The organism is Synechocystis salina LEGE 00031, assembly GCF_015207985.1.
GTDB classification, from domain to species: Bacteria; Cyanobacteriota; Cyanobacteriia; order Cyanobacteriales; family Microcystaceae; genus Synechocystis; species Synechocystis salina.
This window is the reverse complement of record NZ_JADEVV010000022.1, coordinates 24715-44680: the sequence shown is the minus strand read 5'-3', so window position 1 is coordinate 44680 and position 19966 is coordinate 24715. Positions and strand designations below refer to the sequence as shown.

The window sequence follows — 19966 nt, the reverse complement described above, 5'->3', positions numbered from 1 at the left end:
ATGGCAATCAAAGGGCACTGGCCATTGTTTCCGGGTCGGGACTGAGCCAACGTTTTTTCCAACGGCTAGTGGGCTCCAGTGCGCTCTGACTCTGTTCTGCCCGACGACGGGCCAGGATTACTGCCGCCGGGTCTGTGCCCAGGGGGTCACGGTAGGGGATGGCCGCTTTAGTTTGTAAATGCTCCATTTCCCAGGGGGCAAAGTCTGAAGGGGGCAGAGGTTGGGGGCTAGCCAGGGTGCCCAGGGGCCGACGACGGGGATGGGGTGGTTGGCAATCCCCCATGGTGGCCAAGTGGAGTCCCGCCAGTTGCAAACCACTCCGCACCGCCGCCGCACTGCAATAGGTAGCTAAACGGCCCGTTGGGGCCAGGCGATCGCCAAGATGACGTAAAAATTCCACCGTCCAGAGTTGGGGGCATTTGGGCGGCGAGAAAGGATCGAGGAAAATGGCATCGGCGTTGATCTGCCGGGGCACAACGGACAGCAAGGTTTGCCGGGCATCCCCGATCGCCAGGTGGGCAGTTAAAAATTCTCTGTTAACCGTTTCTGTTTGGGCTAGATCCTGCAAAATCTCCTGTACCAACTCCGGCCAACCCTGGAGGAGTCCATCGGCGATCGCCTGACGGGGTACTTGGCGGTCATTTTCCAAGCCGTAGAGGGTGACGTGGCAATGGGGATTAACCTGCCAAATGACTGTCAGGGCCGCCGCTGTGTTGTAGCCCAAGCCATAGCAGACATCAATAATAGTTAAGTGGGAGCGTCCCCCTGCCAACTGAGGCAAAAGACAGGGATGAACGAATTTTTCCTCTGCCTCCGCCTTCGCTCCCCGCTGGGAATGGAAAGCTTCCCCAAATTGGGGCGAATAAAACGTAAAAGATCCATCCGCCGTTAACTGGGGAGTAAAGCAAGTGCCCTCGGTCAAGAATTAGCCCTCCTGGCCAGGACGATCCTGAGCTAGTTCCCCTTTCAGGGTGGCAATTTCCTCCGTCAGGCGATCGAGTTCCATTTTGGCGGTGGCAAAGTCAATGATGTTATTGGAAGCGGTGTCAGTGGTTTTAGCAAGGGGACCGGGCATGGAACGCCGCCATTGGTCTAGCAGTTGATCTACGTACTGACGGGCTTCCGTCTCCGTAGTAGTACCCTTTTGGGCCCATTGGCTGGCCCGTTGGTCCCATTCCTGTTGCAAATCTTGGAAAGTGCCCTGGCGTTTTTGCGGATCCTGCAATGTTTCCACCAAAGTAGCGGTGGCCCCCACCGTAATCCGAAAACCTTGCTGGATGGTATCTAACAAAGTGCTGTTGTTGGTAGTCATTGTTACAACGTTGGATAAATTAAGGTCAGGATTGAGTTGTTAATGGCCGTTGAATTGAACAAGAACCCCGTGGATGAACCACGTTTGACCCTAAGCTAAACCAAAATGTCCTGTTTCCGCCACTGGACGGGGCACCAAGCCAGTTTCCCAACAGAGTTTCTGGAAATCTTTGATCAACCCACTCCGCTCAATTTGAGAATACTTATTTAGGTGACCTTTTTGGTTGTAGACCAGCAACAGATCAAGCTCGGGCAGGGTGGCAAAGTGGAGCAGTAAATTAAAAATGTCAATGGGCTGAATTTGATATTCTTCCTTGGAAAAATTGGGATGTCTTTGGGCATCCTGCTTATTACCAAAGCAAAATATGGCCGTCGCAGTTTTACTCCCCCTTTTATCGCTCAGGGTGAGTTTGACTAGATTGTCATTGTGGCGACCAGTCCAAATATAAAGCTTATCCACATTCAGATTTTTGCCAATTTCCTCAAACAGAGGAGTCATCACCAACTGCACCACCTTTTTCTCTTCCCCGGTCCCTTCCGCTTGCTGGGACTGTTGCAGGAATTCTTCCTTAAATTTTTTCAAGCTCATAGGTTTTTCAATTTCCAGAAGGTTTGAGGCGGTCGGCGATCGCCGTGAGGAACTGATTGGTTAATTCAGGCAACTGGGCTAAATCCTTCACTAGCCTAGTTTTTTCCCCTGGGGACAAGTCCATAATCATGCTAACAATTTGTTGGACTTGGTCCACTGTGGGCAATGTATCTTTGGCTCGACTGAGCTGCTCTTGGTAAAGGTCGTCGTGGTCAGTGGCAAAGGGATCGGGGGCAGTGGAAGCCATGGCCGGTTCACCAAGACCAGGCTCCGTGGGAGAAAAACCTTCCCTAGGGGGCAAATTCCTGCCTTCTGTGGCGGCAAAAAATGGTGGCGGTGGAGGGGGCGCAAACTCAATATGGCCAAGTTCATCCCTGGCATCGGTAAAGGTCTGGACAGCAACCTGGTTCAGTAACTGGTCTTCCCAGGGTAATTTTTGATTCTGGCCGGGGGCTGGGGCTTCTAATTGAAATTTGCGGACAATGAAGTCGGGCGGCAGTCCCCTTAAATACCAGCGGTACATCTCTGCCAATTGGGACTCATCACCATTCCATTGCAGAGCCAACCTATCCTGTATCTGCACGGGGATGCGGCGACGCAACGCTGCAAGGGATTGCCGGGAAAATTCGTCGAGTTGACTCTGTAACGCCTGAAAATCCCTGGCTGTGGCCCGATGGCCTAATTTGACTAATCGGACAATTTCCGGGGCAATCGGTCGGGGCAATCCATTAATTTTGGGTGCTGCTGCCGCCGTTGCCAAACATTTTTGCACTGTCTGGTAGGCGGGACGGTTTTGATCGAGGGGAATCCATTCCACCATCACCCGCTCAAATTGCTTCATTACCGTTACCACTTCCCGATGGAGATGGCGCAGGGGCAGTTGGTCAATTTCTTCTAACCCGTTCACCTGGTTAAAGACCTTTTCGTTGTGGCCCTTGACTTCAATCTCGTGGATGCCCAATTGCCGCGCTTTTTGCAAACCAATTAACAAAGCTTGATAGGATGCTTCGGCGCTGGTGACCGAGGCAAGTAACTGCTTGACGCTGGTCCTTTTCCCCGTGGGCAAGAGCAAAATGGCCACCGCCGCTCCCTGACCTTTTTGTCCTAGGGCTTCCCCAGCATAGAACAAAATCGGTACTGACTTACCTGCGCTACTGGGGGGGGGAGAATTAGCCATTGGTGGTGGGGTGGGGTGTTTACAATAACAGGGCAACCAGTTGGAGTAATTGACCGATGTTGGAAAGAATCCTGGAGCCAGAGGTGATGGACACCGAAGCAGAAGCAATGGACTACGATGCCATGGACTTTCAAGCGGTTAATCTGGCCTTTGCCCAGAGAGCTTGCCAACTCGGCCCCACCAAAGCCACAGTGTTAGATGCCGGTACTGGCACGGCCCGTATCCCCATTCTACTCGCCCAGTTACGTCCTGCATGGCAAATCACCGCCATCGATTTTGCCCGTTCCATGTTGGCGATCGCCAAGGAAAATGTCGTGGCGGCGGGGTGTGAAACTCAAATTTGCCTAGAATTTGTTGATGCGAAACGATTACCCTATGCCAATGGTTCCTTCGATGGGGTAATTGCTAATAGCCTCTGTCACCATTTACCAAAGCCCCTGGATTTTTTACGGGAAGTGAAACGGGTACTCAAGCCCCACGGTTTTTTATTAATTAGGGATTTAATTCGCCCCGAATCCCCAGAAAAGTTAGCTGCCCTGGTAACGGCGATCGGCTCCGACTACAATGATCAACAGAGGAAACTTTTTGCTGACTCCCTCCAGGCTTCCCTCACCATGACAGAGGTGCAGGCATATCTCCAGCATTTAGGTTGGGTTGATGACGAGGATACAGATTTCGGACTACACCTTTACCAATCCTCCGATCGCCATTGGACCATGGAGAAGGCCTTTCAAAATCGCCCCATAGCAGGGAACTAGCTCCTAGACTCAGATTTCTACTAATTTGCGTTAAAATTCTCGTAAGCTTTCCCCACTAGGGATTTTTCTCTTGATCCATATGTTACTTTTTTTGGCCCATCCGGCACCAACCTCCCACCAGTACCCCCCCAGACGGATCCCCTAAGGCCTTGTTTTGCCGTGTCCCGTCCCCCCACTGCTATCTAGGAGCTTGCCCATGCTACACCGGAAAATCTATCAACTTTGTACCGATGGCCACGAAGTCAGCCTTTACCTAAGGGACCAACAAAGGTGGGTGGAAAATGCCAAAATTCTGACACTGGAAGGGGATTTAGTCACTTTTCGCTATGAAACCGAAGAAGAGGATGAAGTCTGTGCCTGGGAAGAAATGGTGCGCCTGGAGAGTATCGGCTCCGTTAACCGTAAATTGGCCTCCGTTTCCCGTCTCGGTCATGAATTATTAATTTCTGAAGATTGCCCAGAAGCGGAACAGTTGCTGGCCCGATCGCCAAAATCTCACCAAGAGGAAGAAGAGGAAGACTGCGACTAGACTGGAACAGGTTAAGATAAATTTCGCCACTTTTCCCGCCCCCCTATGACCGAAAATATCGTCCGCGAAACCACAAAAAAAAAGGAAAGCCCCCCGGAAAATACCTGGCTAGAATTGGGCAAAACCATGGTCACCGCGGTTATTCTGGCGATCGGTATTCGGACTTTTGTGGCCGAAGCCCGTTACATCCCCTCTTCCTCCATGGAGCCCACCCTACAGATTAATGATCGCCTGATCATTGAAAAGGTCAGCTATCGATTTCGGAGTCCGGAGCGGGGGGAAATTGTCGTGTTTAACCCCACCGACGCCCTCAAGGCAAAAAACTTTCATGATGCCTTCATCAAGCGCATCATCGGTTTACCGGGGGACGAAGTTAAGGTTTCCCAAGGTAACGTTTACGTCAACGGCGAAATGTTGGAAGAAAATTACATTGCTGCCCCCCCCAGCTATGAATTCGGCCCAGTGAAAGTGCCAGAGGATCAATATTTGGTGCTAGGGGATAATCGCAACAACAGCTACGACTCCCATTACTGGGGTTTTGTCCCCCGGGACAAATTGCTCGGCCGTGCCTTTGTCCGTTTTTGGCCCGTACCCCGTGTGGGTCTGCTCACGGATGACCCAGGACAGGAGCCGGTGGAGATTAGTCCCCAAGCATCGGAAAGTCCGGCCATTGCTCCCCAGACCGTGCCCCAGGGTCGTTAGATTAGGACAAGGAAAAATCAGCACTGTGCGGAGAGAATCAGATCATTATGGTTACCCCCACCGTAGTTAAAACCATTGCCATCCAAACCTTCGAGCAATTTTTGAAGCAGTGCCCCGAGGAAGGCCGCTTTGAATGGGTCCATGGAGAAATCATCGAAATGGTTAACACTCGCGAACATAAATTAATTGCCGAGTTCATTCTCTTCGCCTTTCATGACGAAATACGTCGTCTCTCATTGAACTTTGATGTCACCACCCAGGCCACCATCAGAACCGAAATTAAGACTGGTGGTTTTCATGGGCGCATCCCCGATGTGAGCGTGATTGATCGGGATGTGTGGCGCTCCGATCCCGGCGATTACAAAGCCTTAACCGAGCCGATTCAGTTGGCAGTGGAAGTGGTTTCCACCAATTGGGAAACGGATTATTTTGATAAATTGGACGAGTATCAGCGTCTTGGCATCAAAGAATACTGGATTGTTGACTATCTGGCGATCGGCAGTCGGGACATTTTGGGGGAACCGAAGGAACCCACCGTTTCTATCTATACCCTCAATGGCGAAGGCGTTTACGATCGCCAAGGTTTCCAGGGCCAACAAAACCTCGTCTCGGCCACTTTCTCGGAATTGGTGCTAACTCCGGAGCAGATTTTTAACGCTTAATATTGGCAACAGTAATTCAAAAAAAGGGGAATGTAGCTGATAATACAGAGACTTTCCCATTGGTTTCTGTTAGTTTTGGGCAGGGGATAGAGTGGGCAAAACCCTCTATTTTTTTTAAACTCTAACTATCAGAAAACTATTTAGGAGTGCTTTTTGCCAATGCAGGATTTTTTAAGTAATACGGTGGCGTTGTCGCGGCTACAATTTGCCGTCACTGCCATTTTTCATATGCTCTGGCCGGTATTAACCACGGGTATGGGCATTTATTTAGTAATTATCGAAGGATTATGGCTCAAAACCCGTAATTTAGACTATTATCACCATGCTCGATTTTGGGCTCGGCTCTACGTTTTAAATTTTGGTATTGGGGTGGCCACCGGTTTACCCATGGCGTTTCAATTTGGTCTGAACTGGGCCCCTTTTTCGGAATCCGTAGGGGATTTTTTCGGTACAGTGCTTGGGTTTGAAGGCACCATGGCCTTTATGCTCGAAGCTAGCTTTTTGGGCATTATGCTATTTGGTTGGGACCGGGTTCCCCCATTAATTCATTACCTTGCCACTATTTTGGTGGCCATTGGGGCAAATCTTTCTACCTTTTGGATTCTCTCAGCTAATTCCTGGTTACAAACCCCCGCCGGGGGCATTTTTGTCGACGGAAAATTTGTGGTGCAGGACTATTTTGCGGCGATCGCCAATCCGTTTATGGTCAACAGTTTCCTGCATATGTTTTTTGCCACGTTAGAAACCTCTATGTTTGTCATTGGGGGCATCAGTGCTTGGTGTATTCTCACCGGTCGTCAACCGCAATTTTTTGCCCGCTCTTTGCAGGTAATTTTGGTGGTGGTGATGGCGGTGGCTCCCCTACAAATTTTCATTGGCCATTTAAGTGCGGAGCAGGTATCGGTGCATCAACCAGCTAAGCTTGCCGCCATGGAAGCCCTCTGGGAAACGGTGCCAGCGGAAACCCCAGCGCCCTGGAGTGTGGTAGCTCTACCCAACGATAAAGCTGAGAAAAATGACTGGGAACTGAGCATTCCCGGAGCATTGAGCTATATTTTGGAACTCAAACCCCAACTGGATAAACCCATTCAGGGCTTGAAAGAATGGGCCCCCGGCGATCGCCCCCGCATGGTGGGTTTAATTTACTATTCTTTTCGCATTATGGTGGCCATTGGCCTATTCTTTGCCGCTTTGATGACGGTCACGGTGGGGCAATGGCTACGGGGTAAACTGAGCCCAGAAACCATTAGCCAACAAAAATGGTTATTGCGGGCCTGGGTCTTCGCCGCTCCGTTAGGTTACTTAGCCGTGGAAACGGGTTGGATTGTCCGTTGCGTAGGTCGGCAACCCTGGATCGTTTACGGAGAGATGCGTACAGCAGAATCCGCTTCCAATTTGCCCCCTGGTGAAATTCTCTTTTCCCTGACGGGGTTGAGTGTGATGTACATTGTCTTTTTAATTACCACTCTCTACTTTGGTAGTCGGATTATTCGCAACGGCCCAGATTTAACTTTGGCTGCTCCCCGGGGTTCCGAAGCCTCTCTCTGGGGCAACATTACCAAGCACGCCACGAACCGCCGCCCCGCTGACATTGCCGAAGTTGCCGAGATTAAGGAGTAGGAACCATGGAACCTTTAGAACCGTTACAACATTTTTTACCCCAGGTGTGGTTTTTCATTTTGGGGCTTTTCCTTTTTCTCTATGTCCTGCTAGATGGCTTTGACCTGGGGGTAGGTATTTTATCCCTCACCGCTTCCACGGAGGAACGGCGTAGCATTCTTATGACCAGTTTGGGGAATGTCTGGGATGCCAACGAAACCTGGCTGGTGTTGATGGGGGGATCCCTATTTGGCGCTTTTCCTTTGGCCTACGCCACCATTTTGAATGCCCTCTATCTACCGGCAGTAATTATGGTTGTGGGGTTAATTCTCCGGGCTGTGTCCTTTGAGTTTCGGGAAAATGCTAATCGTAAATTGGTTTGGAACATTACCTTTGGGGTGGGGAGTTTCCTCGCCGCTTTGGGCCAGGGTTTTGCCCTCGGTAGTGTGTTTGAAGGCATTACCGTCGATGCCCAGGGACATTTTTCCGGCACCATGTGGGATTGGCTGACTTGGCGATCGGTCATTGTGGCCCTCACCCTCATCCAGGGCTATGTACTGATCGGCTCCACCTATCTAATTTTGAAAACCGAAGGGGAACTGCAAAAAACCTATTTCAAAACAGCGGCGATCGCCACTTGGACTACGTTGGCGGGGGCGGTGTTTATCACCATTAGTACCCCAGCTTTTTCCGAAGAGGCCAGGGCCCAATTGTTTACCGCTCCGTTGGTGTACATTTTTGCCACCATTCCCCTGGTGGGATTATTGTTCATTGGCCTACTGTTGCGGAGTTTGTATCTGCGGGAAGAAAATACCCCCATTATCTGGACTTTTTTAGTGTTTTCCATTTCCTTCATCGGTTTGGGTTTCATTATCTTCCCTAATATTATTCCCCCCAGCGTCACCATCTATGAAGCGGCGGCGGCCCCCAGTTCCCTGGTGTTTATGTTGACCTTCATCGGCTTCCTGATCCCGATCCTACTGTTCTACAACATCTATAACTATCTGGTTTTTCGGGGCAAAATCGTCACCGACTAGGGAATTCGTTGCAATAGACAGCGGTACACCGGGCGATGCAGATTAAAACAGGCAATTTCCCTTTCCGTCGGTACCCCGAGGGGATTTTCTGCTAACCAAGGGGTGTCATGGGTGAAGCTAAAACTGTCATTTTCAGCAAATCGGTCTTTCATGTCCTGGGCGACGGGTTCCACATCGGATTGCAGTAAAAATTCCCCCCCGTCCTTTAATATCAGGGGGAACTGAGTCTGCCATGCCCGAAAACAACTCCCCGGTCAATGTACGACAACACCTGCAAATACCTCGCCGAAACCTATCCCGCTGATTTTGCCACTTGGCTGTTGGGGAAACCCATTGCCCTGACCAAATTAGAGCCACGGGAATTATCGTCTGAACCCATTCGAGCCGACTCCCTCACCTTTTTAGCCTCCCAAGATGTGATCCTCCATCTGGAATTTCAAACCCGCCCAGATCAGGCCATTCCCTTTCGCATGGCCGACTACTACCTGCGGCTATACCGTAAATATCCCCAGCAACGGATCCAGCAATTTGTGGTGTACTTATTGCCTAGTCAAGACCCATTGGTTGGTCAAACAACATTTGAACTAGCTAACCTCCGGCATGAATTTACTGTTATTCGCCTCTGGGAACAGCCGGTGGACATTTTCCTACAAAATCCAGGTTTAATGCCCCTAGCGGCCCTGTCCCAAACCCCTGACCCGATTCAAACCCTACGGGACATTGCCCAACGGATTGACTGCATTGCTGAATGTCGTCAACAGCGCAATTTAACTGCCGCAACGGAAATCATTTCTGGGTTAGCATTGGACAAGCAAGTGATTCAACGGTTGCTCAGGAGCGACATCATGAAGGAATCTGTCATCTATCAAGCCATTTTGGAAGAAGGTAAGTTGGAGGGCAAAGTGGAAGGTCTACAGGAAGGGTTAATGGAAGCAAAAAAACAAATTGCTTTGAATATGCTGGGGTCTGGGTTGGCAAAGTCATTGATCGTCGAATTAACCGGACTTTCTCCAGCCGAAGTAGATACATTGGAATTATCAAATTAAGGGCCGATTAGGGAATTCGTTGTAGTTGTAATAGACAGCGATATACAGGGCGATGCAGATTAAAACAGGCAATTTCCCTTTCCGTGGGTACCCCGAGGGGATTTTCTGCTAACCAAGGGGTGTCATGGGTGAAGCTAAAATTGCCATTTTCAGCAAAACGTTCCCTCATGTCCTGGGCGACGGGCTCCACATCGGATTGCAGTAAAACTTCTCCTCCTGGGGGTAAGGCGTTGGCGATCGCCGTCACTAGTTCCGGTTGGGCCACCCGGCGTTTATTATGTCGTTGCTTAAACCAGGGGTCGGGAAATTGGATACTGACCCGTTGCAAAGTGGGGGGCAGGGCGGAAAAGAATTTTTCTGGCTCCACATTGATGTTGCCGAATAGGTAATGGAGATTTTGTAACCCCAGGCGATCGCCAGTTTCGTTGGCTTCTAGCACCAAGGGCTGGCGAATTTCCACCCCTAAAAAATTCCAGTCGGGGTGTTGCTGGGCCATTTTGAGGGGAAAGCGACCCCGAGCACAGCCAATATCTAGGTGCAATGGTCGTCGAACATCGTCGTAAACGGTGGCCCAATCGGGACAGGCCAACACCTGCCGATATTTTTGACTGAGGGGATTAACGTGTTGGCGGATGCGGACTCTAGCCAAGGAAATTTAGCCTAATTCAACATTTATTTTCACGGCCATTTTCTAACATTTTCGCAATTTACGGTTTCTTGCCTGGTCCCTGGCTATGCCACCACTGCCAACAATCCTGGGCGATCGCCCAATCTTCTTCGGTGTGGACAATCACCACCTTTACCAAGGAATCGGGGGTAGAAATCACGGCATTCCTCGGCGATCGGTCGTTTAATTCCGGATCAAGTTTCAAACCCAGGAATTGAAAAGCTTGGCAAACATCAGCCCGCACAGTGGCCGCATTTTCCCCCACCCCGGCGGTGAACACCAACGTATCCAGACCTTCGAGGGAGGCGACCATGGCCCCCAAACAACGGCGAAAACAATGGATATACATGGCATAGGCCAATTGGGCTTGTTCGTCCCCCTCGGCTTTGGCTTGCAAAATGACGCGTAAATCCGGCGATCGCCCGGAAACTCCCAATAAACCAGATTTTTTATTTAATGTGGCATTGATTTCTGCTGGGGTTAAACCCTGGGTTTCCTGCAGAAATAGCACAATGGCTGGGTCAATAGAACCACTCCGGGCCCCCATCATCAGACCTTCTAGGGGGGTAAAACCCATGGTGGTGTCGATGCTGACTCCATTTTTAATCGCCGTTAGGGAGGCACCATTACCGATGTGGCAGGTGATGAGTTTTAACTCTGTCAAAGGTTTACCTAAAATCTCCGCCGTTTTTTGGGCGCAGTATTTATGGCTAGTGCCGTGGAAACCATAGCGACGAATGCCCAAGTCAGTCCAGGCTTGGGGAATGGGATATTCGGCGGCGGGGGCAGCAATGGTGCGGTGAAAAGCAGTGTCAAACACAGCGATCTGGGGCACGTCTCCCAATTGTTCACCAATGGCTTCAATGCCTTCTAGGTGGGCGGGGTTATGGGCCGGAGCAAGGGGAATTAAGTCTGCAATGGCCTGTTGCACCGTTGGGGTAATCAAGGTGGCTTCAGCATAATTCGTGCCCCCATGCACTACCCGATGGCCCACCAGGTCAATTTCCCCCAAACTTTTCAACACAGCATGATCTCCGATTACCAGAGTGTCCAACATTCGGGCTATACCCCGTTGGCGATCGCCAGTCTCCAGAATGATCACCTGTTTTTGACCAGGGGTTTCCACCATTAGCCGCCCCTGATTTTCCAACACTGTCCAGTCAATAAAAGCCTCCCACAAGGGCTCCGGTGCTGTTTCCGGTAGGCGATCGCCAGCTAACTCGTAGAGGCAACTTTTTTGGCTACTGGAGCCGGCATTGAGAATCAGGAATTTCATCGCAATTCAGTTTGAAAAAGTTGTTTTACCTTTTGCCAGGCATCGGTGGCCGCTTCGGCGTTATAGCTGGCCCTCTGGTCACAGAAAAATCCATGGTCCGCACCGGGGTAACGGAAAATTTTATGGTTCACCTGATACTTGCTTAGGGCCTGTTCGATCTGCTCCGTATCCGCCATGGGAATGCTGGCATCTTCCAAACCGAAGAAAGCGTATAAAGTACCCTGGATCTTATCCGTATAAGCAATGGGGGGGTCGGCGTTCCCTGGAGCCCAATGGGGAATGCCTGCACCGTAAAAGGAAGCAGTGGCCTTGACGGTGGGTAGACTAGCTCCTAAATAGGCGATCCAGCCACCAAAGCAAAAGCCAATTAATCCTACTCCGCCGGGTTTAGCGTTGGGTAAAGTCAGCCCATAGGCAATGGTCGCCTCTAGGTCGCTGAGGATTTCCGCACTATTGGTTTGATCTTTGAGTTTTTTGCCTGCTTCAATGCTCTCTGGGGTGTAACCAGTTTCAAAGCCCGGAGCTTGACGTTGGTAAATGGCCGGGGCGATCGCCACGTAACCTTCTTTGGCAATGCGTTCGGTCACGTCTCGGATATGGCTATTAACCCCAAAAATCTCTTGAATTACAATCACTACGGGGTACTGACCCACGGCCACTGGCTCGGCCACATAGCTCGCAATTTGCAAATCTTGGTTGGGAATATTAACTATGGTTGTCTTAATATCAACAGTCATGGGCAATGGCACTATGGCAATACAACAGGTTCTCCCCTATCTTAAACTTCAAAACCTAGCCTCATAACGGCGATCGCCATGGACGCAAACTTTCCCATTTACCTTACTCCCCCAGATTTGTCCCCAGCAGCGTTTGTGGCGGCCAATGCCACGGTCATCGGTAAAGTCAACCTAGGCAAGGATTGTAGTATTTGGTACGGAGCAGTGGTGCGGGCAGATTTAGAAGCCATCACCATCGGTGAGGGTACTAATATCCAAGATGGGGCCATACTCCATGGCGATCCGGGTATTGTCACCGTGCTAGAAGATTGGGTCACCGTTGGCCATCGGGCTGTGGTCCACGCCGCTCACATTGAACGGGGTAGCTTGATCGGCATTGGGGCGACGATTTTAGATAACGTCCGAATTGGCGCCGGCAGTATCATCGGTGCTGGAGCAGTGGTCCCCAAAGATGTGCCCCCCCGGTCTTTGGTGATGGGAGTACCAGCAAAAATTATTAAACAGCTGAGTGAAGACCAAGTTCAGGGCCTGCTAGACCACGGACAAAATTATGTACGTCTAGCTAAGGCCCACGCCGCTGAAGGTTTGGGCCGACAATAAATTCAGGTTAGGCTCGTAGTAGTTGGGGTGGGAAGACCGCTAACAAACCACTGTTTTACTCTGGTAATCGTCCCTGTTCCGCTCCGGCAGTGGGGCGAAGAACTTCCAGCTAAGGATCGGACATGATAATGGGTAAATTTCCCTCTCCCGAGCCCATAATTAATACTTTTGTGTTGGGCGATTCCGCTAGTTTCTGGGTAGCTTCAATGGCTTTTAATTTAATAATTTGATCGGTCAAACTTTGGGAGAGAATTTTTTGGGAATCCGCTACCCCTTGGGCTTCGATGATTTTTCTTTCCGCATCCCTTTGGGCACTAATTAATTCCAATTGTTTTTTTTGATTACTTTGCTCCACCTCCACCTTGGCTTGAATGGCTTTTTGGATATTTTCCGGCAGAATTACATTTCTCATTAGGGCATCTTCCACCAAAAAACCAATGGGTTCCAGTTGTTCTTTCATTGACTGGGCCAGGTCGAGGGAAATTTCGGCCCTTTTGTCACCATAAATGGAACTTAGGTCATACTTAGCGGTATTTTCACGAATTAGGGAACGGAAGCGGGAGATGATAATTTCCCTCTGTTGTTCTTCATTACCAAGACTGGAAAAAACTTCCCCAGCCATTTCCGGGTTGAGGCGATATTGCAAACTCACATCAATGTTAAAATTCAAGCCCTCCTTAGAAGACGTGTCCACTGTCTCTTTGATGTCCTGTAAACGGGTGGAGTAGGTAACCACTTTGGAAAGAGGATTGAGGAAATAAACCCCGGAGGTGAGGGGGACTGTGTCCACGGTGCCCATGGTTTCAATTACTCCCACTTCTCCAGCAGGAATAACCACCACTGCCCTTCCTAAACTTTGTTGTAAAAACAAGGCGGACATTAATAGGGCAATGCAAAAGACTAGGGGCCGTAAAAGTTTAGGAATTTTCGGGTTATCGGGATTTTTAACGCTGATAAATACTGTCCAACTAGCCAAAGCGGCGATCGCCGAGATAACAGCACCCATGGTTAACCTACTTAATGCTCATGTTGAGGCCATCCTAGCTCATTTTTCTGGATTGTTTACCAGGTAAACAATGGCGACTTGGGAAAGTTTTTGTAAATATTTTTAACGTCTGGGTTGGGTCAATCAAATAATCTGGTTATTTAGTAATTTATACTCAAATATACTTGTAGGTTAATCCCCCCCTGGGAATCCACTGGGGGCTGGTATTCGTTTTCGGCCTGAAAAGCACGTATCATTGGAAAAAATTGCGGGAATAACTTTTCCTTGTCAATTGCTGTCAATGTCAATAACACCGTAACCCAAGCTTATGTCTCGTTTACGTTCGTTACTTTCCCTCATTCTAGTTTTAGTAACTACGATCCTCGTTAGTTGCAGTAGCCCCCAGGTGGAAATTCCCACCACCTATAGCCCAGAAAAAATTGCCCAACTACAGGTCTATGTTAATCCGATCGCCGTGGCCCGGGAAGGCATGGAAGAGCGGTTGCAGGGTTTGATTGCGGATCAAAATTGGGTGGACACCCAAACCTATATCCATGGGCCGTTGGGACAACTACGCCGGGAAATGTTGGGGCTGGCCAGCTCCCTGTTACCCAAGGATCAAGACAAGGCCAGCACCTTAGCCAAGGAAGTTTTTGGTCACTTGGAACGGCTAGATGCGGCGGCGAAGGATCGCAATAGTTCCCAAGCTAAAGTCCAGTACCAAGAAGCACTGGCGGATTTTGATGCTTTCCTCAGTTTGTTGCCCCAGGCTAGTTAGGTTCCCCTGAATGTTCCACGTCCCCATTGGCTGGGAATTTCCCGGCCATGGTTTTTAGCCTGAAATAAATGTTGAAGAAGTTGCCTTGGCAATACGAAATCCCCCTATCTCTCCTTTACCAAGGAAGAATTTTTGTCAATCTCCTTCTTGAATAAGATAAATTAGGGGGAGATTAATCCTCTTTTTTGAACTTTTCCAACCGGCTACAAATTAATAGTAAACCAGCTATTTTTTCTGAGCTCAATTCAGCCATTTAATTCTTTGATCACTGTTGCCACTGTCGACAATTCCGCCCCCTGGCAAGCCAATCTTTGGCTCCGCTATGACCGCCCTGGGCATCGTACCCGCATGGTTGAATGTTTGGTACAGGCTCCCCTCAAGGTGCAACGGTCTTTTTATCCGGATAACACCGGCCAATGCCAGACTATGTTGCTACACACTGGGGGCGGTATGGTAGGGGGCGATCGCCTAGGGTACGACGTTGTCTTAGAGGCCCAGAGTGATGTGTGCTTTACCAGTGCTTCGGCGGGAAAAATTTACCGTAGTTTGGGCCCCTGGAGTGAACAGAGGGTTAACCTAGAGGTGGGGGTGGATGCTTCGGTGCTGTGGTGTCCCCAGGAAACAATTATTTTTGATCAAGCTCGATATCAACAGAATTTTTCCATTAGGCTCCAGGAGCAAGCCCGTTTCAAAGGCTGGGAAATTGTCCGTTTGGGACGCACCGCCAGGGGAGAAAAATTTACCCAAGGTCATTGGCGATCGAGTTGGGAAATTTGGCAGGGAGAGAGGTTGATTTGGGGAGAAAGGCAACAGTTAATCGGCGCTGAACAACTTTACGAATCCCCCAATGCCTTAGCGGGCTTTACCTGTTTAGGTACCTATGTGGATTTAAGTCGTTCCTTTGACCAGAATTTGGTTAATCAAGCACGGGAGATGATCAATGGCCAGGGGCAATCGCCACAGTTTGGCCTCAGTTTGACCGCCACCCAGGGTCTCATTGCCCGCTACCGGGGAGATTCTACCCAAGAAGCAAAGAATATTTTTACCCAGCTCAGTCAGTTTTGTTAATTTACCCCTATTACCCATGATTTATCTGACCCGCCTCCAGCCCCAACCGCCCGCTCCAGGCACGGGGGTAAGACTAGCCATTTACCAAAATCAAGGGGGCCCCATTGGTAATACCGAGGCGATCGCCTATTACCTAGGGAAAATGGAGGAAGCGATCCAGGCCGCCCGGAGTTTTGGCGCCCAACTGATCAGTTTTGCCGAACTTTATCTCACCGGTTACGCCCTTTCCCCCCAGGAAGTACACCAATTGGCGATCGCCAAGGATGGGGACGTTATGGCCCAGGTGGGGCAACTGGCCAAACAATATGACATTGCCATCATTTGTCCCTACCCGGAAAAGGCAATTATTAACGGGGAAAGCCACTACTACGACAGCATTAACCTGTTTGATAACCAGGGAAAATTACTCAAAACCTACCGCAAAACCCATCTTTGGGGCCCGGACGAAGGCAAAATTTACTCCCAGGGCCACTGCCATAAAGAGGAGGGGGAAGCTTTCACCATCCATGAAGTAAATGGTTTTCCCATTGGTTTGTTGAACTGCTACGAAGCAGAATTTGCCGAATTGAGTCGTATCCTTGCCCTAAGGGGGGCAAAATTGGTGGTGATTCCCACTGCGGCGGACGTTTGGACGTTGCTTTCCACTGGCGAAAGAACCAAGATGCCCTACCCGGATGTGTCCCAAAATATTATTCCCGTGCGGGCTTTGGAAAATGTAATTTTTGTCGCCTACTGTAATCGCGCTGGTGGTGAAACTAGGCAAAATGCCCAGGGAGAAACGGTGCTAACGGGGGAATATTTGGGCAACAGTGTCATTGCTGGGCCCCACGGGGACATTCTGCTCCATCCCCGCAACGAAGAAACTTTACTGATCGCTGATTGTGTACCGGGAAATTATGGCTCCACCCATCCGGAAAATACCAATTACCTAGCCGATCGCCGGCCGAATCTATATGGGACGTTGATAGACGAAATTGGGGGTTAACCTAAAGGGAGTCCACAAAAGTTACCCAAAGTACTGCGATGGTCCATAAAAAAACTGACCTCAGCTGAAAGCTAGGGTAGATCCTGCATGTCATATTTTGAAGCATACCAACAGGGGATTGTTTATGGGCTGCTGATTTCTACAATCATTTCGCCTTCTTGCAGTTTTTCTAAAGCCTTTGGCAAGGTACTTGAAAGAATCCGACGTAAGTTTCGATTCGTAACATTGCCACAAGTCAGCCAAATAATCTGAGGTGGTATTCCTAACCGACAGACAAGATCAACAAAATCGCTGTCTTTTGTCATGATTACAGAGTTGGCAACTCGTGCCGCATCAAAAATTTCAATGTCTTTGGCATCCCGTAATCCAAGATCTCTCAAAGCTGCAGCCTCTAAGTCAAAACTACTGGACAGCCAATCCGCCAATGTTGGGGGTAATTGAGCATCAACCCAAATATTCATGCGGTCAACTGGGGAAAATCAGTTCGCCGTGCAGCAAAGACGAGACAAGCCTGAATATCTGCAATTTCTAGGTCTGGAAAATCCTCTAAAATCTCAGAGGTGCTAACATTTTCAGCCAACATTTCTAAAATGTCGCTCACTCGAATCCTCATTCCTCGGATACAAGGACGACCACCACACTGACCGGGGATTTGAGTAATACGAGACAGTAGACTATTCATTCACTTTACTGAATTGATTCCATACAAGTAAGATTCCTTTATACTACATCGCATTTTTCGATTTTTTCTCCCCCCTGCCAAAATTTCCGTATCAAAAGTCGGTCAACCGTTACTCTGAAGGGAAAGTTAATCCCTATTGGCAAAATCGTCATCATCATTATGGTCCATAAAAAAATTGACCTCAGCCAACTCAGCCCAGCGGAAAGCCTACTCACCCCCACCTATGCGGCCCGGGGTTTGGCCAATGCCGTCAGTAAATATGAAATACCGGAAACCGAGATGCTACCGGCGATCGCCTATAACCTCATCCACGATGAATTAGGGCTAGATGGTAATTCTCGTTTAAATTTGGCCACTTTTGTCACCACCTGGATGGAGCCAGAAGCTAGGCAACTGATGGCGGATACCTTCGACAAAAACATGATCGATAAGGATGAGTATCCCCAAACCGCTGAAATTGAGTTGCGCTGTGTGAATATTTTGTCCCGACTCTGGAATGCACCGGCCAGCGCTGAAGCCACTGGCTGTTCCACCATTGGTTCCAGTGAAGCAGCTATGTTGGGGGGCATGGCCATGAAGTGGAAATGGCGGCAACGACGACAGGCCCAGGGTAAACCGGCCGATCGCCCTAATTTGGTTATGGGCATTAACGTCCAGGTTTGTTGGGAAAAATTCTGCCGTTACTGGGAAGTGGAACCCCGTTTTGTACCCATGGAAGGCGATCGGTACCACATCAGCCCCGCCGAAGCAGTGAAGCTCATGGATGAAAACACCATTGGTGTGGTTGGTATTTTAGGCAGCACTTTTGACGGTAGTTACGAACCCATCGAAGCTTTGAACGATGCCCTAGAAGAATTGAACCAAAAAACTGGTTGGGAGGTACCACTCCACGTGGATGGGGCCAGTGGCGCTTTCATTGCGCCCTTTTTAGACCCGGACCTCCGGTGGGATTTTCGTTTACCCTGGGTGAAATCCATCAACACCTCTGGCCACAAGTATGGCTTGGTTTATCCGGGGGTAGGTTGGATTATCTGGCGAGATAAAGAAGAATTGCCGGAAGAATTAATTTTCCACTGCAACTATTTGGGGGGAGATTTACCCAACTTTGCCCTCAATTTTTCCCGCCCCGGCAACCAGGTGGTGGCCCAGTATTACAACTTTCTCCGCCTAGGCAAAGAAGGTTATCGTAAAATCCAGCAAACCTGTCGGGATACGGCCCTCTATTTGTCTGGCAAAATTGCCCAATTAGGTCCCTTTGAACTGCTCACCGATGGTGGAGATATTCCCGTATTTGCCTGGAAGCTCAAGGACGAAGTGTTAGCCAATACTTCTTATACCCTCTACGACATGGCCGATAAATTGCGCGAACGGGGTTGGTTAGTGCCGGCCTACCGCATGCCCAAAAATCGTGAAGATTTGGTGGTGCAACGCATTGTCGTGAAAGAGGGTTTTAGTCGGGATATGGCGGATCTTTTATTAACGGACATGGAAAGGGCGATCGCCTATTTTGCTAGCCAACCGGATCACAAACCAAAGCAGGAAGGCTCCCACTTCAGCCATTAGGAAACTAGTTTATCAAGCATCGGGGGGATTAACGGGGAAGAAGAATTCTACCCCCTGGTCGATTAAATGTTGATTATTGGCCAAAATTTCCCGCTTAAAGTTCCAGGCGAGAACGTAATAAATGTTAGGTAAACTGGTTAGCTCTTTTTCAATTAAAAGCGGAATGTGCATACCAGGGGAAACCAAGCCCCGCCGTAGCTCATTTTTTTCCACCAAATAATCTAAATATTGGGTGCCGATGCCAAAGTAATTGAGCAACGTATTACCCTTGACTGGAGCGCCAAAGCCCCAAATGGTTTTACCGGCTTGCTTAGCTTCGTCTAGATAGGCGAGGTTTTCGGCCTTCATGGTTTCAATGCGTTGGGCAAAGTCGAGGTAGGTTTGGTAGTCATTGCTTTTTTCATCCACTTCCGCCTGACGCATGGCCTGGAGCCGTTCCGAGGGTTGCCGTTTGCCCTGGTGGGTGACAAAACCGACAATGGAACCACCGTGGATGGGAGCGAGGTAGGCATCGAACATGGATAGCCCATGGCGATTGAGCAATACCTCAATGGTTTGGAGATTGTAGTACAGCAAATGCTCATGGTAAATCTGGTCGAAAGCCAAGTTTTCCACAATGCGTTTCATGTAGAGAAACTGCACCACAAATACTCCATCTTCAGCCAAGGCTTCCCGAATGCCTTCGGTGACGGAATGGAGTTCTTCCAAATGAAAAAATACCCCCGCCGCATTAATGGCAGAAAATTTACGCCCTAACTTTTGCACCACCTCCAGGTTGAAAAAATCGTTGAGGGTGGGCACCCCGGCATCGTTGGCAATTTTAGCGGTGGTTTTGGAAGATTCCACCCCCAGCACGTCATAGCCCAGGGCTTGGAAATGCTTTAACTGGGTGCCGTCGTTGGAGCCGATGTCCAGCACGGATTTTTCTGGGGTGTCGGCAAAAAAGCGTTCGTCCAGTTCCTGGGCTACCCGCGCAAAGTGGTCACTGAGGGATTTGGTCACACCGGATAGATAGGTGTGGTCCCCAAACATGATTTCTTTTTTAACTGTGTAGTCCAATTGCACGGTGCCGCAGTCCTGGCAGTACAAAACCCGCAGGGGGTAATAGGGTTCCTGCCCCACTTCTGCCGGGGTGAGAAAATGGTTACACCAGGGTTGTTCCCCCAAATCGATCGCCAAATCTAGACGGGTAGAATCACAAACACGGCACTGCAT

General features: G+C 49.5%; 23 protein-coding genes and 1 pseudogene. 12 read left to right on the top strand and 12 right to left on the bottom strand.

The features are described from left to right. Positions 1 to 7: 7 nt before the first annotated feature. From IQ217_RS09375 to IQ217_RS09360, 4 genes are all read right to left on the bottom strand, one after another. A complete protein-coding gene (locus tag IQ217_RS09375; protein ID WP_228024291.1) occupies positions 8 to 922 on the bottom strand; it encodes a tRNA (5-methylaminomethyl-2-thiouridine)(34)-methyltransferase MnmD in 915 nt (304 codons plus the stop codon). A gap of 3 nt (positions 923 to 925) precedes the next feature. Then, the gene (locus IQ217_RS09370; protein WP_194019732.1) at positions 926 to 1312 is read right to left on the bottom strand and encodes a thylakoid-associated protein; all 387 of its coding nucleotides are present in this window, start codon (positions 1310 to 1312) and stop codon (positions 926 to 928) included. A gap of 90 nt (positions 1313 to 1402) precedes the next feature. Then, positions 1403 to 1900, bottom strand: coding sequence for a hypothetical protein (locus IQ217_RS09365; RefSeq protein ID WP_194019731.1), 498 nt, complete (start codon positions 1898 to 1900; stop codon positions 1403 to 1405). Positions 1901 to 1907: 7 nt separating this feature from the next. Further along, positions 1908 to 3077, bottom strand: coding sequence for a reverse transcriptase-like protein (locus IQ217_RS09360; protein ID WP_194019730.1), 1170 nt, complete (start codon positions 3075 to 3077; stop codon positions 1908 to 1910). A gap of 56 nt (positions 3078 to 3133) precedes the next feature. Between IQ217_RS09360 and IQ217_RS09355 the strand changes: the two genes are divergently transcribed. From IQ217_RS09355 to cydB, 6 genes are all read left to right on the top strand, one after another. Further along, positions 3134 to 3835 carry a class I SAM-dependent methyltransferase gene (locus IQ217_RS09355; RefSeq protein WP_194019729.1) on the top strand — a complete coding sequence of 234 codons (702 nt, stop codon included), beginning with the start codon at positions 3134 to 3136 and terminating at the stop codon, positions 3833 to 3835. A gap of 196 nt (positions 3836 to 4031) precedes the next feature. Beyond that, positions 4032 to 4364, top strand: a complete 333-nt coding sequence (locus tag IQ217_RS09350) for a DUF6679 family protein (protein WP_010871811.1) — start codon at positions 4032 to 4034, stop codon at positions 4362 to 4364. A gap of 45 nt (positions 4365 to 4409) precedes the next feature. Then, a complete protein-coding gene (gene lepB / locus IQ217_RS09345) occupies positions 4410 to 5066 on the top strand; it encodes a signal peptidase I (RefSeq protein WP_194019728.1) in 657 nt (218 codons plus the stop codon). A gap of 47 nt (positions 5067 to 5113) precedes the next feature. Continuing rightward, entirely contained in the window at positions 5114 to 5728 is a 615-nt protein-coding gene (locus tag IQ217_RS09340) for a Uma2 family endonuclease (protein WP_194019727.1), read from the top strand. Positions 5729 to 5887: 159 nt separating this feature from the next. Then, entirely contained in the window at positions 5888 to 7348 is a 1461-nt protein-coding gene (locus IQ217_RS09335; RefSeq protein ID WP_190599666.1) for a cytochrome ubiquinol oxidase subunit I, read from the top strand. Between the two features lie 5 nt (positions 7349 to 7353). Next, positions 7354 to 8364 (top strand): cytochrome d ubiquinol oxidase subunit II, encoded by a 1011-nt coding sequence (gene cydB, locus IQ217_RS09330; RefSeq protein ID WP_194019726.1) that lies wholly within the window; start codon positions 7354 to 7356, stop codon positions 8362 to 8364. Here the strand turns inward: cydB and IQ217_RS09325 are convergent. Next, a pseudogene (locus IQ217_RS09325) lies at positions 8361 to 8573 on the bottom strand (class I SAM-dependent methyltransferase); the annotation flags it as partial. The gene cydB and the pseudogene IQ217_RS09325 overlap by 4 nt on opposite strands. A gap of 48 nt (positions 8574 to 8621) precedes the next feature. Between IQ217_RS09325 and IQ217_RS09320 the strand changes: the two are divergent. Then, complete coding sequence (locus IQ217_RS09320; protein ID WP_190599664.1) at positions 8622 to 9410, top strand: Rpn family recombination-promoting nuclease/putative transposase; 789 nt, start codon at positions 8622 to 8624, stop codon at positions 9408 to 9410. Between the two features lie 7 nt (positions 9411 to 9417). Here IQ217_RS09320 and trmB read toward each other — a convergent pair whose 3' ends face one another. The 3 genes from trmB to IQ217_RS09305 are packed head-to-tail and all read right to left on the bottom strand — an operon-like array spanning position 9418 to position 12090. Then, on the bottom strand, positions 9418 to 10059 hold the full coding sequence (trmB, locus tag IQ217_RS09315; RefSeq protein ID WP_190599663.1) for a tRNA (guanosine(46)-N7)-methyltransferase TrmB: 642 nt from the start codon (positions 10057 to 10059) through the stop codon (positions 9418 to 9420). A gap of 58 nt (positions 10060 to 10117) precedes the next feature. After that, positions 10118 to 11353: an acetate kinase gene (locus tag IQ217_RS09310; protein ID WP_190599662.1), complete on the bottom strand. Its 1236-nt coding sequence runs from the start codon at positions 11351 to 11353 to the stop codon at positions 10118 to 10120. After that, positions 11350 to 12090: a dienelactone hydrolase family protein gene (locus IQ217_RS09305; RefSeq protein ID WP_194019725.1), complete on the bottom strand. Its 741-nt coding sequence runs from the start codon at positions 12088 to 12090 to the stop codon at positions 11350 to 11352. The genes IQ217_RS09310 and IQ217_RS09305 overlap by 4 nt, the downstream gene beginning before the upstream one ends. 78 nt (positions 12091 to 12168) lie before the next feature. Between IQ217_RS09305 and IQ217_RS09300 the strand changes: the two genes are divergently transcribed. Continuing rightward, positions 12169 to 12690, top strand: coding sequence for a gamma carbonic anhydrase family protein (locus IQ217_RS09300; protein ID WP_194019724.1), 522 nt, complete (start codon positions 12169 to 12171; stop codon positions 12688 to 12690). Between the two features lie 109 nt (positions 12691 to 12799). Here IQ217_RS09300 and IQ217_RS09295 read toward each other — a convergent pair whose 3' ends face one another. Continuing rightward, positions 12800 to 13696 carry a prohibitin family protein gene (locus IQ217_RS09295; RefSeq protein ID WP_190599659.1) on the bottom strand — a complete coding sequence of 299 codons (897 nt, stop codon included), beginning with the start codon at positions 13694 to 13696 and terminating at the stop codon, positions 12800 to 12802. 307 nt (positions 13697 to 14003) lie between these two features. On the opposite strand from IQ217_RS09295, the gene psbQ reads away from it, so the two are divergent. The 3 genes from psbQ to IQ217_RS09280 all read left to right on the top strand — a co-directional run bounded on the left by psbQ (position 14004) and on the right by IQ217_RS09280 (position 16506). Next, a complete protein-coding gene (psbQ, locus tag IQ217_RS09290) occupies positions 14004 to 14453 on the top strand; it encodes a photosystem II protein PsbQ (protein WP_194019723.1) in 450 nt (149 codons plus the stop codon). A gap of 348 nt (positions 14454 to 14801) precedes the next feature. After that, positions 14802 to 15521, top strand: coding sequence for an urease accessory protein UreD (locus IQ217_RS09285; RefSeq protein WP_420826680.1), 720 nt, complete (start codon positions 14802 to 14804; stop codon positions 15519 to 15521). 16 nt (positions 15522 to 15537) lie between these two features. Continuing rightward, entirely contained in the window at positions 15538 to 16506 is a 969-nt protein-coding gene (locus tag IQ217_RS09280; RefSeq protein ID WP_194019721.1) for a carbon-nitrogen hydrolase family protein, read from the top strand. A 122-nt stretch (positions 16507 to 16628) separates the two neighbouring features. Here IQ217_RS09280 and IQ217_RS09275 read toward each other — a convergent pair whose 3' ends face one another. Both IQ217_RS09275 and IQ217_RS09270 read right to left on the bottom strand, forming a co-directional pair. Next, positions 16629 to 16967 carry a DUF5615 family PIN-like protein gene (locus IQ217_RS09275; RefSeq protein WP_190599655.1) on the bottom strand — a complete coding sequence of 113 codons (339 nt, stop codon included), beginning with the start codon at positions 16965 to 16967 and terminating at the stop codon, positions 16629 to 16631. Beyond that, positions 16964 to 17188: a DUF433 domain-containing protein gene (locus tag IQ217_RS09270; protein ID WP_190599654.1), complete on the bottom strand. Its 225-nt coding sequence runs from the start codon at positions 17186 to 17188 to the stop codon at positions 16964 to 16966. Before IQ217_RS09270 ends, IQ217_RS09275 begins: the two co-directional genes overlap by 4 nt. A gap of 159 nt (positions 17189 to 17347) precedes the next feature. Between IQ217_RS09270 and gad the strand changes: the two genes are divergently transcribed. Continuing rightward, positions 17348 to 18751: a glutamate decarboxylase gene (gene gad, locus IQ217_RS09265; protein WP_194019720.1), complete on the top strand. Its 1404-nt coding sequence runs from the start codon at positions 17348 to 17350 to the stop codon at positions 18749 to 18751. A gap of 12 nt (positions 18752 to 18763) precedes the next feature. Here the strand turns inward: gad and IQ217_RS09260 are convergent, their stop codons facing one another. Then, positions 18764 to 19966, bottom strand: coding sequence for a class I SAM-dependent methyltransferase (locus tag IQ217_RS09260; protein ID WP_194019719.1), 1203 nt, complete (start codon positions 19964 to 19966; stop codon positions 18764 to 18766).

Coding starts and splice junctions, on each gene's coding strand:
- IQ217_RS09370 (WP_194019732.1), bottom strand. CDS start 1,312: ATGACTACCAACAACAGCACTTTGTTAGATACCATCCAGCAAGGTTTT.
- IQ217_RS09365 (WP_194019731.1), bottom strand. CDS start 1,900: ATGAGCTTGAAAAAATTTAAGGAAGAATTCCTGCAACAGTCCCAGCAA.
- IQ217_RS09360 (WP_194019730.1), bottom strand. CDS start 3,077: ATGGCTAATTCTCCCCCCCCCAGTAGCGCAGGTAAGTCAGTACCGATT.
- IQ217_RS09355 (WP_194019729.1), top strand. CDS start 3,134: ATGTTGGAAAGAATCCTGGAGCCAGAGGTGATGGACACCGAAGCAGAA.
- IQ217_RS09350 (WP_010871811.1), top strand. CDS start 4,032: ATGCTACACCGGAAAATCTATCAACTTTGTACCGATGGCCACGAAGTC.
- lepB (WP_194019728.1), top strand. CDS start 4,410: ATGACCGAAAATATCGTCCGCGAAACCACAAAAAAAAAGGAAAGCCCC.
- IQ217_RS09340 (WP_194019727.1), top strand. CDS start 5,114: ATGGTTACCCCCACCGTAGTTAAAACCATTGCCATCCAAACCTTCGAG.
- IQ217_RS09335 (WP_190599666.1), top strand. CDS start 5,888: ATGCAGGATTTTTTAAGTAATACGGTGGCGTTGTCGCGGCTACAATTT.
- cydB (WP_194019726.1), top strand. CDS start 7,354: ATGGAACCTTTAGAACCGTTACAACATTTTTTACCCCAGGTGTGGTTT.
- IQ217_RS09320 (WP_190599664.1), top strand. CDS start 8,622: ATGTACGACAACACCTGCAAATACCTCGCCGAAACCTATCCCGCTGAT.
- IQ217_RS09310 (WP_190599662.1), bottom strand. CDS start 11,353: ATGAAATTCCTGATTCTCAATGCCGGCTCCAGTAGCCAAAAAAGTTGC.
- IQ217_RS09305 (WP_194019725.1), bottom strand. CDS start 12,090: ATGACTGTTGATATTAAGACAACCATAGTTAATATTCCCAACCAAGAT.
- IQ217_RS09300 (WP_194019724.1), top strand. CDS start 12,169: ATGGACGCAAACTTTCCCATTTACCTTACTCCCCCAGATTTGTCCCCA.
- IQ217_RS09295 (WP_190599659.1), bottom strand. CDS start 13,696: ATGGGTGCTGTTATCTCGGCGATCGCCGCTTTGGCTAGTTGGACAGTA.
- psbQ (WP_194019723.1), top strand. CDS start 14,004: ATGTCTCGTTTACGTTCGTTACTTTCCCTCATTCTAGTTTTAGTAACT.
- IQ217_RS09285 (WP_420826680.1), top strand. CDS start 14,802: ATGGTTGAATGTTTGGTACAGGCTCCCCTCAAGGTGCAACGGTCTTTT.
- IQ217_RS09280 (WP_194019721.1), top strand. CDS start 15,538: ATGATTTATCTGACCCGCCTCCAGCCCCAACCGCCCGCTCCAGGCACG.
- IQ217_RS09275 (WP_190599655.1), bottom strand. CDS start 16,967: ATGAATATTTGGGTTGATGCTCAATTACCCCCAACATTGGCGGATTGG.
- IQ217_RS09270 (WP_190599654.1), bottom strand. CDS start 17,188: ATGAATAGTCTACTGTCTCGTATTACTCAAATCCCCGGTCAGTGTGGT.
- gad (WP_194019720.1), top strand. CDS start 17,348: ATGGTCCATAAAAAAATTGACCTCAGCCAACTCAGCCCAGCGGAAAGC.
- IQ217_RS09260 (WP_194019719.1), bottom strand. CDS start 19,966: ATGCAGTGCCGTGTTTGTGATTCTACCCGTCTAGATTTGGCGATCGAT.